The sequence below is a fragment of the Mesorhizobium temperatum genome, from assembly GCF_002284575.1.
GTDB lineage: Bacteria > Pseudomonadota > Alphaproteobacteria > Rhizobiales > Rhizobiaceae > Mesorhizobium > Mesorhizobium temperatum.
In genome coordinates, this window is record NZ_NPKJ01000004.1 from 47,823 (window position 1) to 61,121 (window position 13,299).

The window sequence follows — 13,299 nt, forward strand, 5'->3', positions numbered from 1 at the left end:
GAACGCCTTGTCGGCGGCTTCGTTGTTGCTTAGTTGTGAGCGACCGACCAAGTAAACTGGAAACCGTTATGCCGAGTGCGCGGGCAGAGGCTAGGCCGCAGCAAGACTGATTGGTCATGATATCCCTTGGTAAGCCAATCGAACAAATTATGGGGGTCGGCGCCCTTCTTCTACTTGCGTTCGGTTGCGCTCTCGTCCTTCAGCCTTTCCTCTCAGCCATCCTGTGGGCGGCGGTCATATGTTTCTCGACATGGCCGGTCTACCAAAGGTGCGAGCGGGCAGTCGGTGGCAATAAAAGCCTGGCCGCCGCCGTGATGACGTTGCTGGTTACCTTCGTTCTCGTCGCACCATTCGCCGTCATGGTGGCGACACTGGCGGACAGCGTAGCAAGCCTGGTCACGGCGGCGACCCGTCTCCTCGAGCAGGGGCCGCCGACGCCACCGCGTTGGGTCGCAGGGCTCCCGGCGGTTGGCGAGAGCCTCGCTGCCTATTGGAAAAGTTTGGCTCACAACGCACCCGCCTTCATGATTGAGCTCAAGAAGCTGATTGGCCCCGCCGCCGACATCGCCGTGGCCAGCGGAGCTGTGCTCGGCGTCGGCCTTCTCGAGCTCGGTCTGAGTGTTTTCATAGCATTCTTCTTCTACCGCCACGGCCGGCAGATGGCAGCGTACGTGCGCGAGATCGCCGAACGATTCGCCGGACCGCGCGCGCGACACCTGCTCACGGTCGTGGGCGAGACCGTGAAGGGCGTCATCTACGGCTTGATCGGCACGGCACTCGCCCAGGCGCTGTTGGCCGGCATCGGTTTCTGGATCGCCGGTGTGCCTCAGGCGCTGTTGCTCGGCTTCCTTACGTTCGTCCTGTCGTTCGTGCCGGCCGGCCCCCCGCTTGTGTGGGGCTTGGTGGCGCTGTGGCTGCTGGTCCAAGGAGCCGTTTGGTGGGGCATCTTCGTCGTGGTTTGGGGCCTGCTCCTCGTCAGCAGCATTGACAATGTCCTCAGGCCCTATCTCCTTGCTAGGTCCAACAGCCTGCCCGTGGTGCTCGGCCTCTTCGGGTTCCTCGGTGGCATTCTCGCCTTTGGCTTCATCGGCGTATTCCTCGGGCCAACGCTGCTGGCGGTCGCCTACAGCCTCTTCCTTGAGTGGCACGCGGCCGAGGTCAAGGGCCGCAGGCACTCCACGTCGGCGCCTCCGGATGCCGCTTGAGTGATATCGGTCGCGTCTGGACCCAGTTCGGTCGCAGGCGAGGGCGAGGCAATCGTCGTCCAAATAAAGGCCCGTCGGATAAGATGGAGATGGCGCTGACCAATCCGTCGATCGGCAATGCTTGTTGCTTTTGATCTCGCGCCGCCCGACCGAGCTTCCCGCGCCCGGCGGCCTGGCTGGTGAGCTCAGCCACGACATTTCGCGCCGCTTGTAAACGAGGGTTCGGCGGCTCCAGTCCGAGCAGGAAGGTAATCGACGCCGCAGGAGTGGTCGTCGTGGCGCGGGCGGTCCTTCCAGGCGCCGCGCTCGCCGCCCCACTCCTTGCGGTGGTACTTCAGAGTTTTGTGGCCTACTGCTCGCTGGCGCGCTCGTTAAGGTACACCTCGGGAAGATCGCGTGGGCGGAGGCAATCGCCTCGCCTTTGACTCTTGATGAACGACGAAACTGCTACCCACGACCACGTCCGGGCATCGAACGTCCCCGGAACCAATGTCTATAATCCGAGGGCGAACACATCGGCCAGGATCCACTATCCGTTGCCTTGGGTCGAACTCGATTACAACGAATGTCAAGATGGCTTCATAATAGCCGGAACAGCTCGGAGGTACGCCGCGTTATTCGGTCGAAGACGAACCCGATTGGGGCGACCGGGCATACGTCGAGCCGAGTGCACGACTAGTACGGCGTACCCATACGTGTGACCGTTGCCCAGGAGTTGTCGGACCGCAAGGCAGCGCGTGATTGGAACGTGCGCCCGAGCGGCATGTCGTCAGGGTGCATCTAGGATATGGAGAGCGAAAAATGAACTGGGATCAGATCAAGGGAAAATGGACCCAATTTAAGGGCAAGGCCAAAGAGCAGTGGGGTGATCTTACGGATGACGATCTCGACCGTGCCGAGGGCAAGCGAGATCAGTTGGCCGGGCGCGTTCAGGAAAGGTACGGTATCGCCAAAGAAGAGGCCGAGCGTCAGGTCGACGAGTGGCTTCAGCGCCTCTAGGGCCTCTGGCGGATATATTCGCACCAGCTTGCCACAGATGGTCGCCCGCTGCAGCGCGCGGCACTCGCTTGGAGCGCTGCGCGCGGCAACTGCCAGCCCAGTTTGCCTTCTAGGATCCTGGGGTACAGTTACGACGGCTTAAGCAATTCAATTGGCCGGATTTCCTTTGCCGGCTGAGTTCCGGTCGCGGTTTGCGCTGCAGTCATAGGGTTTCAAGGCTCGGCGGCGCGCGATTTCGTTGCCGATGCCTTCGCCCGCTGCAAGTGATTGAGGTCCTCAATGCCGCTGGAAGACGAAGCGGCAAAGCTGGAACTGCTTCTTCTTGAAGCCATAGATCGACCGGCGCAGGTAGCGCTCGTAGAATTCGAAGGTCCCAGTCCTGGTCACCGCCTCGATCTCCCGCTGCCGGGTGCGCAGCCGCTCCAGCCAGACCTCAAGGGTGCGGATGTAATCGCAGCGGCGGTTCTCCATGTAGATCAGCTCGAACGTGTCGGCCGATGCCTCCAGAACGTCGGCGACATAGGGCGGGTCAGTCTCGGGGAAGACGTCCTGCGCCATGATGAAGCCGGTCGCGTCGCGCGGGACATTGCCCCATGTGATGCTCTGCAGGGAAAGGTGTGCGCCGCGATTCAGCCAGCCGCGGCACCGCTCGAAGAACCGCCGGTAGATCACGACCTTCTCGGCCGCCGACAGGCCGGGGCGGGTGAAGTGCTCGAACGCCCCGACTGAGACGATACCCGAGAACTTGGCCGCCGAGCGATAGTCCTGGTAATTCTCCAGCCGGACCTCGACGCCCGGCAGGTCGAGCGCGCGCACGTAGTCGTGCTGTTCGGCGCTCAGGGTCAGGCCGGTCGCCGCGGCAACGCCGTATTGCTCGACAGCCCGGCGCAGCATCGAGCCCCAGCCGCAGCCGATGTCGAGCAGGCTGTCGCCCGGCCCGACGCCGACGGCTCTCAGGTGGAAGTCGAGCTTCGCCTCCTGCGCGAGCTCCAGGCTGACCGGGCTGACCGCGGCTTGGCGCGGATCGCCCCAGCGGGCGGCGCTATAGGTCAGATTGCGGTCGAGCCACAGCCTGTAGAATTCGGTGCCAACGTCGTAATGGTAGGAAATGGCTTCCGCCGACGCGCCGGAAGGTCGGCTTTCGAGGGCTTGCTCGCTCATGGTGTTCGAAACGTTACCCCTGTGCTGATGCCGGTGCGAGGCAGTTGGCCGGATCCGCGGTCCTTCCCGATGGTGGTCTATAGCATGCGCTTGAATCCTACATCTTAGACGTTATGTACGCTAGTGGCAGCGGGTAGGAGCCGAGAAGCGTTCAGTCCGGCAGATGTTTGCGATACGCCGGCTTCTGATCGTCCAGGATAGGCGGCACAGCCTCGATGCTGGCTAGGGTCGCGGGCAGCGGTTATTCGTTCAGCGCGACAGCAAGTGTGTAAGGATGTGGCGCGACAATCTTGATTGACGCAACGCTCGCACCTTCATTGTCGCGCCGCATAAGGATCTCAACCAGTTCCTCATCCATGAAGGGCTTCTTCAGAACGGACGATCGCGGTAACCGTCTCTCATATCGTGACCGCATATCCTGTTGAGAAAAAGGAACGGAACGACGTTCACGTCGCGCATTTCCGCGGGCGGCCTAGCCTTTCCCCGATTCGGTGACCCTGCGACCCCTGGAACAGCCCCTACTGCTTTGAGCACTCGGAACCGCCGGCGAGGTCTGTCCGTTTTGATAGGAAACCGAATGGAAGACCCCGATGAACTTCTGGCAGACCAACACTTTGGGGGCGTCTTGGCTTCTTGCCGTTCCGCTGTCGCTTCTCCTTACGGTTCTCCTAGCCGGCCTCATTCTTAGCTGAACAGCGGATGCCGGACGCGCCGGCGGCTTAGCGCTCGCACCAGGTGGGCTGGGAATCGTCTCGCATCGCAAGTGCCATCGTCGTCTTATACCCGAAGTCGCGTATCTCAGCCCATGCAAAAGTGATGAACAGCCTGTTCAGCTTCATACTTTTTCATGAACTGGTCACCCGCCAACATTTCGTTTTTTTGATGATGCCGGCTTCACCCTCCCGCAGGCGGGTGGCGGATGGCTTTCGGCTTGGCCCAGCCGTCCCTACCGATTTCCGTCCAGTGGTCCCAGAAACCCCATTTCGGCGGGGTATTTCGTTGAGGGGGTATCGCGGCGAAGTTGTGGAATGATCCGCTTGAAGGAAGCGCGATGCTCCGCCGCCACCTGGTGCTGCAGATTGTGTTGACCTTTGACGTGGAGGCAGAGCATCGAGGCAGTTGATGGTTCCGGTCCGCAATGAGCCGCTCGCCGAAAGGTGCGCGGGCTTTTGCGTTCAATCCGGTTCGTCGCGGGCCGTCGTCCAGCGCGCTGTCTCGACACGGGGCAGAGGAAGCCTCGAAATGCGACGAGCTCAATGCCTGTAGCGCGGAGGCCTGGGGCAAGCTACGCTGTCGAATGTCTTGCGCCAACGGCGGGATCAATGGTCACTATGCCTGACAAGTCCGAAGAGCAGAAGGACGCCGAAGCCGAAGTCGAGGGCTTTCAGCACGACCTTGGTCCGTTCGTGGTTGCCGCCGAGACAACACGAATGGCCATGGTTTTCACCGATGCAAAAGAACCCGGCAATCCCATCATTTTTGCCAATGACGCCTTCCTCGCCTTGACCGGATACGCCAGGGAAGAGGTGCTCGGCCAGCCCTTCAATTTCCTGATGGCGGACGGCACCGACGCCGGGGCGCTGAAACGTATCAAGGTGGAGTTCGAAGCCAATTCGTCGGCGGCTACAGAAATCCTTTACAGGCGCAAGGATGGCAGCGAATTCTGGGCTGCCCTTTTCGCCAGTCCTGTCCACGACAAGAGCGGCGCCATCGTCCAGTATTTTACCTCCTTGGTCGATCTGACCAAACACAAGGAGGAGCAGGCGCAATCCAAAATGCTCATCGACGAACTGAACCATCGCGTGAAGAACACGCTTGCAACGGTGCAGTCGATTGTCTGGCAGGCATCGCGAGCGAATTCCGATCCAAAGGTGATCCGCGAAGCCGTCGAGTCCCGGCTGTTTGCGCTCTCCCGGTCGCACAACCTGCTGACCCGTGAAAACTGGCACAGCGCCGGGCTGCTGGATGTGCTGCACGATGCGCTGGAACCGTTCGGCGTCACAGACGGGCGGGCGGAGCGGCTGGTGATTGCCGGCGAGAACATCCGCCTCTCGACAAGGGCGGCCCTGGCGCTTGGCATCGCCTTCAACGAACTCGCGACGAACGCGGTGAAATATGGTGCGTTTTCCAATGACAGGGGCTCTATCCGGATCGAATGGACGATCGAGCCGACGTCGGAGGGCCGCCGACTTATCCTGTCCTGGCGAGAGAAGGACGGTCCGCAGGTTACGCCACCATTGCGAAAGGGGTTCGGCTCGCGCGTGATCGAGCGCGGCCTGGCCCACGAGCTCGAAGGCACTGTGCAACTCGATTATCGCCCGGACGGGTTGATCTGCACGATGAACATTCCGGTACCGGGAATTCGCGATGGATAAGCTGCTTTCTGGCCGTCGCTTCCTCGTTGTCGAGGATGAAATTCTGGTCCTGATGATGATCGAGGATATGCTGGGCGATCTTGGATGCGAGACCGTCACCTCAGCCGGCACGGTCGGACAGGCGATCGCCCTGATCGAAGGACAGATTTTCGATGCCGCCATGCTGGACATGAATCTGGACGGCGACGACAGCAATACCGTGGCCGATGCGCTTGCCGAGCGCGGCGTGCCCTTCATCTATTCGACTGGCAACAGCGATCGCGACATGCGCGAAGGCTTCAGCAACCGTGCCGTGCTTCGCAAACCGTTCAGCTTTGATGAACTGACCACCAAACTCGCACGCCTTCTTGCTCCCTGATCGCGGAAACAAGTCCTTAAAACGGACATCAGGGCTACAATAACACAGTGCCCTGATTTGCCCGGGAACCCACCGCAACGGCGGGCGTTGTCCTGTAGCAATAGAGGACGCGATGGCGAAAGAGCTCAAAATGAACGATAACACCGCGCAAAATCAAGAGCGCCAACCACAGCAGAAGCCCGGCGACAAGCGGAACCAGCAGAAGCTTCAGGGCAAAGCTTTTCAAGTGAATGAAAACAGCGTGGAAGACCAAGAGCCCGCTCGCTCACCAGCGCACCCACAGCAGTCCAGCGACAAGCGCAACCAGCCGAAGCCTGAGGGCAAAGCTTTCCAAGTGAACGAAAACAGCGTCGAAAACCAAGAGTCCGCCCGCCGACGCCCCTAAATTTATGGGTTTACGCTCTAAATGGAACGCAAGAAGGCCAGGATTTCTGCCGCGAGCGCCTCTGGCGCCTCTTCAGCCATATGGTGCCCACAGGCAATGCCTTTCCCCTGCAAGCTTGTCGTCCACGGGCGCCATACGCCGAGAATATCGCCATAAAGCCGTTCCAGATCATCGCGCATCGACCATAGAACCATGGTGGGACATTGGACCCGCCGGCCGGCCTTTTGGTCATCTGCGTCGTGCAGATGGTCGAGTGAAAGACCTGCCCTATAGTCCTCGATCATCCCATGGATGACACGAACGTCGAGAATTGCCGCTTTGTAGTCCGCAAACGCCTCCGCGCCCATCTGATCAGCGGAGCCGCCGTACCAGGCTTGCGGGTTGGCCATGATCGCCTGTTCCGGCTTGTCGGGCTGTGCAAAGAAGAACCAGTGCCACCACTCGGTAGCGAAGCGGGCGTCGCATCGTTCCAGTGCTTCCAGGATGGGAACACCATCCAGAACGATGAGATGCGTAACTGCGGACGGATGATCCATCGCCGTCCGGAAAGCGGTATAGCTTCCGCGATCGTGCCCAGCGACGGCAAAGCGGTCAAAACCCAGATGGCGCATGAGCGCGACACAGTCTCTCGCTTTCGCGCGCTTGGATGAACCTGCATGATCGTGGGTGTCCTCTGGAATCGAAGACTGCCCGAAACCGCGGAGATCAGGACAAACCACCGTATGGTTTTCGGCGAGAAGCGGCGCGACACGGTGCCAGGTGGCATGTGTACGAGGGTGGCCATGCAGAAGCAGGATCGGTGGTCCTGAACCACCGTGCCTAACCCGAAGCGTCGCCTCGGGCAGCTGGATTCTCTCAAGCTGAAAACCTTCGAACATCAAGTTGCTAAACCTTGGCTGTGGTCGGAGGTTCCACATCCGGCGTCAGGCTTCAGGTCTGCGCTGTTCATCGGGCGGTGTGTCGACCATGAGCCAGGCTGCCTGCATGGGCCTGCAACGGTCAGCAAGCGACCGCTTTGCCTGTTTCAATGACCACCGGACGTCGGACTGGTCATCGCGCATAGCACCCTCAACTACAAGTATGGCTGGTCTGACGGTGCAACCCAAGATTTGTTCCGGAACCTTCTACCGCTACCGATGGTTGACGTACCGAGCTGGGCGGGCGGATACGCCAAAGCCGAGCCAGAGCGACAGAAAAAAATGAGCTCAATCAGGTACAGTCCGAAATCATCACCGCTTTCTTCGCGAGGGTCATGCACGACTATAATTACCAAGCATCGAAGCAAAGTCAGGGCTCTCGCGAAAGGTCGTCCGCTGTCAGAGGCTATCCCGTCCGCCCTGCTGTTGAGGTGCTTTGGAGCGTTGGACCAGGCAAGCTTTGACTTGAGCAGGATTATTGCAAGCTCGCGCCAAGGTCGACATTAGGCCAAGGAGTTGAGGCAAACGGTTCAGTTCTTCAGGAAGCTGGCATCAAAGCGTCTGCCTCCATCGCTGCGGATATGAAGGCCCTTTGAACGTCCCTTGGGCTGCGCCGTCCCATCCTGGCCTCTATCGAAATACCTGAGAGCCTAGCGCGTCCTGACCAATCAGCTATCGTCGTCTTCTCTGGCTTTGGATCGGCAGGATATGAATCGAGACGTACACCCGAGGGCCGCGTCCTCCGCCATGACGGCTGGCGGTATTCAGCCAGCCGAATTATAAATCCAGCGTGTTGGAACAAGAACGCCGCACAGTCGTTTGTACTTAATGACAAGAGTTTTCGCTATGGCAGCTCTAGATAAAAGGGAGCCGTTATGAACAACATTATTTGGGTGGTCGGAGCCGTAGTTATCGTAATAGCGATACTCAGCTTTTTCGGCTTGCGTTAGACCGCTCGCTTTACGGCAGGCACAAGTCACACAGTTATCAGGGCAAGAGCGGCGCACGGCTAAACATGGCCGGGCGCGCTCATAGGAGGCGCATATGGATATCACCACAATTCTGGTCATAGTTCTTATTGTTATTCTGCTAGGCGGTGGCGGCTTCTACGGCCGTGGACGCTGGTACTAAACGTCACCCGCACTCCGCCCGATCAGCCCGCGTCCTCCGCCAGAGGCGCAGGCTTTTGTTTCCTCCTTGGAACAATCTCTCGAGACGGAACGCCGCGCGTGCCGAGCGCTTCAGCCACGGCATAGCTGTTACAGCCATTCAGATTCATATCCAGCATAGCAACATCAAAGATCTGCGCATCAATCACCGCGAGGGCCTGATTGACGGTGGCTGCAGCAGTCACGGACTCGCATCCGAGGTCGGCCAGCATGTCTTCTATCATTATGAGGACCAGCATTTCATCCTCGACAACGAGGACTCGACGACCGGAAAGCAATTTATCCATCACGAGCCTTGCGGTGCATGAACTTGACCGTGCAAATCAGGCCGTCCGCCCGATAGTCGAGATGCACCGTGCCTTCCAGTTCGTGAGGCAGACCGCGCTCGATCACCCGCGACCCGAACCCTTTCCGGGACGGTCGCGTCACAGGCGGGCCATCTTTCTCCTGCCAGCGCAGGAGAAGCCTGTTGCCCTCGGACGACGGCTCAATCATCCATGAGATCAGGACTGACCCGGCCTTGTTGGAAAACGCGCCGTACTTCACGGTATTGGTCGCGAGTTCGTGGAACGCGATGCCGAGCGCAAGGGCGACTTTGGGGAGACGCGGATGTTCCTGCCCGTGATGACAAAGTGCTCTGACCCTCCATTTGCAACACCGAACGGCTCCAAAGCCGCATTGATCCGATCGAGCAGTCCCGCATCTTCCCTGGGCGAACAAAAACCGGACAATGAAAAGGCCGCCTCGATGGGCGGCCTCGATGCTGTCGCAGACGGCGCGTTCGATCAGCGCGAATAGAATTCCACGACCAGGTTCGGTTCCATCTGCACGGCGAAGGGAACATCTGACAGGCCGGGGATGCGCCCGAAGGTCGCGGTCATCTTGTTATGATCGACCTCGATGTAGTCAGGCACGTCGCGCTCGGCCAAGCCTACCGATTCCAGGACAATCACCAGCTGCTTCGATTTTTCGCGCACTTCGATGACGTCGCCCGGCTTGCAGCGGTATGAGCCGATGTTGACGCGCTTGCCGTTGACATTGATGTGGCCGTGATTGACGAACTGGCGAGCGGCAAAAATGGTCGGCACGAACTTGGCGCGGTAGACGACCGCGTCGAGACGCGATTCGAGCAGGCCGATCAGGTTCTCCGAGGTGTCGCCCTTGCGGCGGTCCGCCTCTTCATAGACCTTGCGGAACTGCTTTTCCGAAACGTCGCCGTAGTGACCCTTCAGCTTCTGCTTGGCACGCAGCTGCAGGCCGAAATCGGAAAGCTTGCCCTTGCGGCGCTGGCCGTGCTGGCCGGGACCGTATTCGCGCTTGTTGACCGGGGATTTCGGGCGGCCCCAGATGTTTTCGCCGAGACGGCGGTCGATCTTGTATTTCGCGGATTCGCGCTTGCTCATCGCATTCCCTTTCAAAACAACAGACCCGGAACCTCATGGTCCGGGTGAAGGAAACGCGCCCTCCTCTGGCCCCCGTTTTCGAGACCTGACAGGGTTTTCCCACGCAACGCGGCGGAAAACCCACGGGACACGTCATTCTAGGCAAGAGCTGAGGAAGAATAGAGCGCTTCCCAAACGTCTTGCGCACATAAAGAAACCACCGGACGTTGCGGCCCGGTGTTGGTGGGCTGATTAAACGGAGATTTAACCGGTGTCAAGCTTGCGGCTGGCGTCGGCGATGGCGAGCGGATACGGCCACGGTTCAGCCGCGGTCTGTGCTGGACCGCGGCTATCCAACTATGGAATCGGAAACGACCGCCCTGCGGGTGCGCCCAGTCAGACGCGCGGCGGGCTAGTGTTTCGATTTCTTCTCGGGCAGGCCCTTACGCTTGGTCTCGGCGAATTCCTCGAGCTGCTTTTCGCTCATGGATTTGTACATTCCCTTCGAAGGGCCTTTGAGCTCGCTCTTCTTGGTCTCGCCACGCTTGGCGGACAATGCCGCGCCGGCGGCTTTCTGCTGGGCCTTTGATGTGGCTGGCATGATCGTTTCTCCCGTCTTGCAATGATGGAAAAACGCACCGGTCCGGGTGATGTTCCCAGATATCAGGAAATCCCCAGCCCAAACCCCTGCATCAGGCGGCGAGTCGGGAAATCAACTCTCTTCGAGGTGAAGACAGCAAGATCGGCGCCTTCCAGCAGCGCCTCGCCGCGATTCCTGGGCTCGGTCTCCACTAGCAGCGAGAGCGCCCGTCGCGCGATCGCCTCGGCGGGGTCGAGCCAATCGACCGGCCAAGGTGCCGTCTTGCGCATGCGGTTGGCCAGAAAGGGATAATGGGTGCAGGCAAGCACGACGATATCGGTCCGCAGCGCATCATGTTCGATGAAGCACGGCGCGATCTCGGTGCGCACGGCCTCTTCGTCGACAAAGCCCTCACGCATATAGACCTCGGCCAGTCCCGCCAGATTGTCGCTGCCAACCAGGCGGACATGGCATTTCTGAGCCCATCTGCTGATCAGGTCGCGCGTATACTGGCGCTTGACGGTGCCGGGCGTCGCGAGCACCGAAACCAGCCCGGAGCGCGTGCGTTCCGCCGCCGGCTTGATCGCCGGCACCGTGCCGACGAAAGGATGGCCGGGAAATCTCTCGCGCAATGCATCGATGACCAGCGTCGAGGCGGTGTTGCAGGCGATGACCGAAATGGCCGGCGAAAAACGGTCGAGCAGCTTGCCGAACAGCTCCAGTATATGTGCCCTCAGTGCCGGTTCCTCCCAAGCGCCATAAGGAAAAGCCGCGTCGTCGGCGACATAGACGAAGCGGCGGTCGGGCATCAGCACGCGCGCTTCGCGCAGCACCGTCAGGCCGCCGATGCCGGAATCGAACATCAGGATCGGGCGAGCGTCTGAGGGATCGGTCATTGCCATCGGTCAGGAAAGGGGAGAGAAGGCTGGCCCAGGCTTAGGCCAATGCGTTTATCTGGGACCGTTCTATCTGCAACCATCATGGCCTTGATGCGGCGAGATGATCACACAAGGCCCCGCCTGCCGAAGCCGCCGGACCGCGGCCGGCCGTTTGGCAGAGACGCAGGTTGAGATGCAGGGTGGTTCGACGGCGCCGGTGCGGCGCGCATGGCGTAAGCCGGCGCCTGGGCCGTCACGCCGGCGGCCGACTCTGAATGGGGCGCCCGGCCGCCGCGCAACGGCCTGGGAGGGTCGAGATCATCGAAACTCAGGGAAGACGCCATATCCGCAGAGCTGCCACCCGCCGGCTTGGCTACCAAGATGACCGCCCAGAGCCCGACGAGAGCGAGTCCCAGCAGGTTAAGGCCGGGATGCGAATCTTCGCCGTCGAATTTCACGACAAGAACAGTGCCGGCCTGCAGAATCGCAAACAGGGTCGAGAACACAATGTACGACCAAAGGATCCATTTGGATCCTAGCGCGTCGCGGCTTCGACGCCGGGCGAAATTCGCGCGGAACAGCACGATCACCAGCGAAGCGACGAGAACGGCCGCGGCCAGCCCTTCCCTGGAAGGACCAGGTTTCGAATTGGCCAACCCCTCGAAGCCGATGGTCCATGCGATGCACAACACAATTACCACGACTTCCGCCACCAGCAGCGCCGCGGAATAGAAGAAGAAGCGAAGGCGACCGATATTTGAGGTAAACATCCAAGGATCCATCGTTTGCAGGACAATGGATCACACCAAATAACATTCAGTTACTGGTGACGCAGCCGTTCTCACGACGATCGGTCCTAGTCTTTGCCTTTCGCCTTGCGGGCCCGTGCCGCAGCCGCCGGAAGCCGCCTTGGATCATCGCCCGGCGATCCGTCACCGCGCGGCATGGCCGGCGAGAACCGGTCCAGCGATGATATTATACCGCGCAGCACCTTAAGCTCCGGCTCGGCGAAGCCGGCGCGCGTCAGCACCGCGCGCAGATTGTCGACCATCTTCGGCTTCTTCGGCGCCGGGCGGAAATAGCCGCGCGCTTCGAGCGCGCCTTCCAGATACGCGAACAGGCCGTGCAATTGTTCCTTGGTTGCCGGCATCATGTCAGGGCTGGAAAAATTGGTTTCCGTTTCATCTTCCAAGCCCGACTTCATCCATTCATAGGACATCAGCAGGGCCGCCTGGGCGATGTTGAGCGAGGAGAAGGCGGGATCGACGGGGAAGGTGACGATCTCGTCGGCCAGTCCGACCTCGTCATTGTAGAGCCCGAACCGTTCGCGGCCGAACAGGATCCCGGTTTTCTGCCCGGCTCGCTGGCGCCCCCTCAGCGCCCTGCCCGCCTCGACCGGTCCGCGCACCGGCTTGAAATTATCGCGCGCGCGCGCCGTGGTGGCGAAGACGAAGTTCAGGTCGGCGACCGCCGAGGCAAGATCGTCAAACACTCTAACGGCATCGATGACATGATCGGCGCGGCTCGCGGCAGCGCGCGCCTTTTCGCTCGGCCAGCCGTCGCGCGGATTGACGAGGCGTAGTTCGGCAAGGCCGAAGTTCGCCATGGCGCGCGCGACCATGCCGATATTCTCGCCGAGCTGCGGCTCGACCAGGATGATCGCCGGACCTGCGGCAGGGAGGATGTCGTTGCTGGCTTGCATGATCTCAATGAACTGCTGTTTGCGGCATTTCAGCGTCCCCTGCCATATCCGGCTGCGAAAATGAAGCTTTCGCAAGGAACGGCCAAATGCCACGGTCGAGCCCGCCAGCGCGGATCGCCGTTTGCGCGGCCAAAAATGCTTTGATATACGGGCCGCATCCCCGGCCAAAGCCATGCGGGCAAGGCCGT

General features: G+C 60.4%; 15 protein-coding genes. 6 read left to right on the forward strand and 9 right to left on the reverse strand.

From position 1 onward, the window contains the following. The first annotated feature begins 116 nt into the window (after positions 1 to 116). Positions 117 to 1,205: an AI-2E family transporter gene (locus CIT26_RS00805; protein ID WP_095490790.1), complete on the forward strand. Its 1,089-nt coding sequence runs from the start codon at positions 117 to 119 to the stop codon at positions 1,203 to 1,205. Between the two features lie 801 nt (positions 1,206 to 2,006). After that, positions 2,007 to 2,204, forward strand: a complete 198-nt coding sequence (locus tag CIT26_RS00810; protein WP_095490791.1) for a CsbD family protein — start codon at positions 2,007 to 2,009, stop codon at positions 2,202 to 2,204. A 276-nt stretch (positions 2,205 to 2,480) separates the two neighbouring features. Here the strand turns inward: CIT26_RS00810 and CIT26_RS00815 are convergent, their stop codons facing one another. After that, complete coding sequence (locus CIT26_RS00815; protein ID WP_095490792.1) at positions 2,481 to 3,365, reverse strand: SAM-dependent methyltransferase; 885 nt, start codon at positions 3,363 to 3,365, stop codon at positions 2,481 to 2,483. Between the two features lie 1,331 nt (positions 3,366 to 4,696). Between CIT26_RS00815 and CIT26_RS00820 the strand changes: the two genes are divergently transcribed. From CIT26_RS00820 to CIT26_RS00830, 3 genes are all read left to right on the forward strand, one after another. After that, positions 4,697 to 5,740, forward strand: coding sequence for an HWE histidine kinase domain-containing protein (locus CIT26_RS00820; protein WP_245318940.1), 1,044 nt, complete (start codon positions 4,697 to 4,699; stop codon positions 5,738 to 5,740). Then, entirely contained in the window at positions 5,733 to 6,098 is a 366-nt protein-coding gene (locus tag CIT26_RS00825) for a response regulator (protein ID WP_095490794.1), read from the forward strand. Before CIT26_RS00820 ends, CIT26_RS00825 begins: the two co-directional genes overlap by 8 nt. A gap of 112 nt (positions 6,099 to 6,210) precedes the next feature. Continuing rightward, positions 6,211 to 6,483: a hypothetical protein gene (locus CIT26_RS00830; protein WP_095490795.1), complete on the forward strand. Its 273-nt coding sequence runs from the start codon at positions 6,211 to 6,213 to the stop codon at positions 6,481 to 6,483. A 17-nt stretch (positions 6,484 to 6,500) separates the two neighbouring features. On the opposite strand, the gene CIT26_RS00835 is transcribed toward CIT26_RS00830, so the two are convergent. The 3 genes from CIT26_RS00835 to CIT26_RS36965 all read right to left on the reverse strand — a co-directional run bounded on the left by CIT26_RS00835 (position 6,501) and on the right by CIT26_RS36965 (position 9,115). Beyond that, positions 6,501 to 7,361: an alpha/beta hydrolase gene (locus CIT26_RS00835; RefSeq protein WP_095490796.1), complete on the reverse strand. Its 861-nt coding sequence runs from the start codon at positions 7,359 to 7,361 to the stop codon at positions 6,501 to 6,503. 1,192 nt (positions 7,362 to 8,553) lie between these two features. Continuing rightward, entirely contained in the window at positions 8,554 to 8,856 is a 303-nt protein-coding gene (locus CIT26_RS00840; RefSeq protein ID WP_245318943.1) for a response regulator, read from the reverse strand. After that, positions 8,849 to 9,115 (reverse strand): sensor histidine kinase, encoded by a 267-nt coding sequence (locus CIT26_RS36965; protein ID WP_206072700.1) that lies wholly within the window; start codon positions 9,113 to 9,115, stop codon positions 8,849 to 8,851. The genes CIT26_RS00840 and CIT26_RS36965 overlap by 8 nt, the downstream gene beginning before the upstream one ends. An 18-nt stretch (positions 9,116 to 9,133) precedes the next feature. Between CIT26_RS36965 and CIT26_RS36970 the strand changes: the two genes are divergently transcribed. Further along, positions 9,134 to 9,367, forward strand: a complete 234-nt coding sequence (locus CIT26_RS36970; protein ID WP_206072701.1) for a hypothetical protein — start codon at positions 9,134 to 9,136, stop codon at positions 9,365 to 9,367. Here CIT26_RS36970 and rpsD read toward each other — a convergent pair. The 5 genes from rpsD to CIT26_RS00870 form a co-directional block, all read right to left on the reverse strand. Continuing rightward, complete coding sequence (gene rpsD / locus CIT26_RS00850; RefSeq protein ID WP_029353615.1) at positions 9,355 to 9,972, reverse strand: 30S ribosomal protein S4; 618 nt, start codon at positions 9,970 to 9,972, stop codon at positions 9,355 to 9,357. The two genes, CIT26_RS36970 and rpsD, sit on opposite strands and share 13 nt — an antisense overlap. Before the next feature lie 391 nt (positions 9,973 to 10,363). Then, entirely contained in the window at positions 10,364 to 10,552 is a 189-nt protein-coding gene (locus tag CIT26_RS00855) for a DUF3008 family protein (RefSeq protein ID WP_095490797.1), read from the reverse strand. A 62-nt stretch (positions 10,553 to 10,614) separates the two neighbouring features. Beyond that, positions 10,615 to 11,427, reverse strand: coding sequence for a glutamate racemase (gene murI, locus CIT26_RS00860; protein ID WP_095490843.1), 813 nt, complete (start codon positions 11,425 to 11,427; stop codon positions 10,615 to 10,617). 107 nt (positions 11,428 to 11,534) lie between these two features. Then, positions 11,535 to 12,191, reverse strand: coding sequence for a hypothetical protein (locus CIT26_RS00865; RefSeq protein WP_095490798.1), 657 nt, complete (start codon positions 12,189 to 12,191; stop codon positions 11,535 to 11,537). Between the two features lie 74 nt (positions 12,192 to 12,265). Next, positions 12,266 to 13,111: an RNA methyltransferase gene (locus tag CIT26_RS00870; protein ID WP_095490844.1), complete on the reverse strand. Its 846-nt coding sequence runs from the start codon at positions 13,109 to 13,111 to the stop codon at positions 12,266 to 12,268. Positions 13,112 to 13,299: the final 188 nt, after the last annotated feature.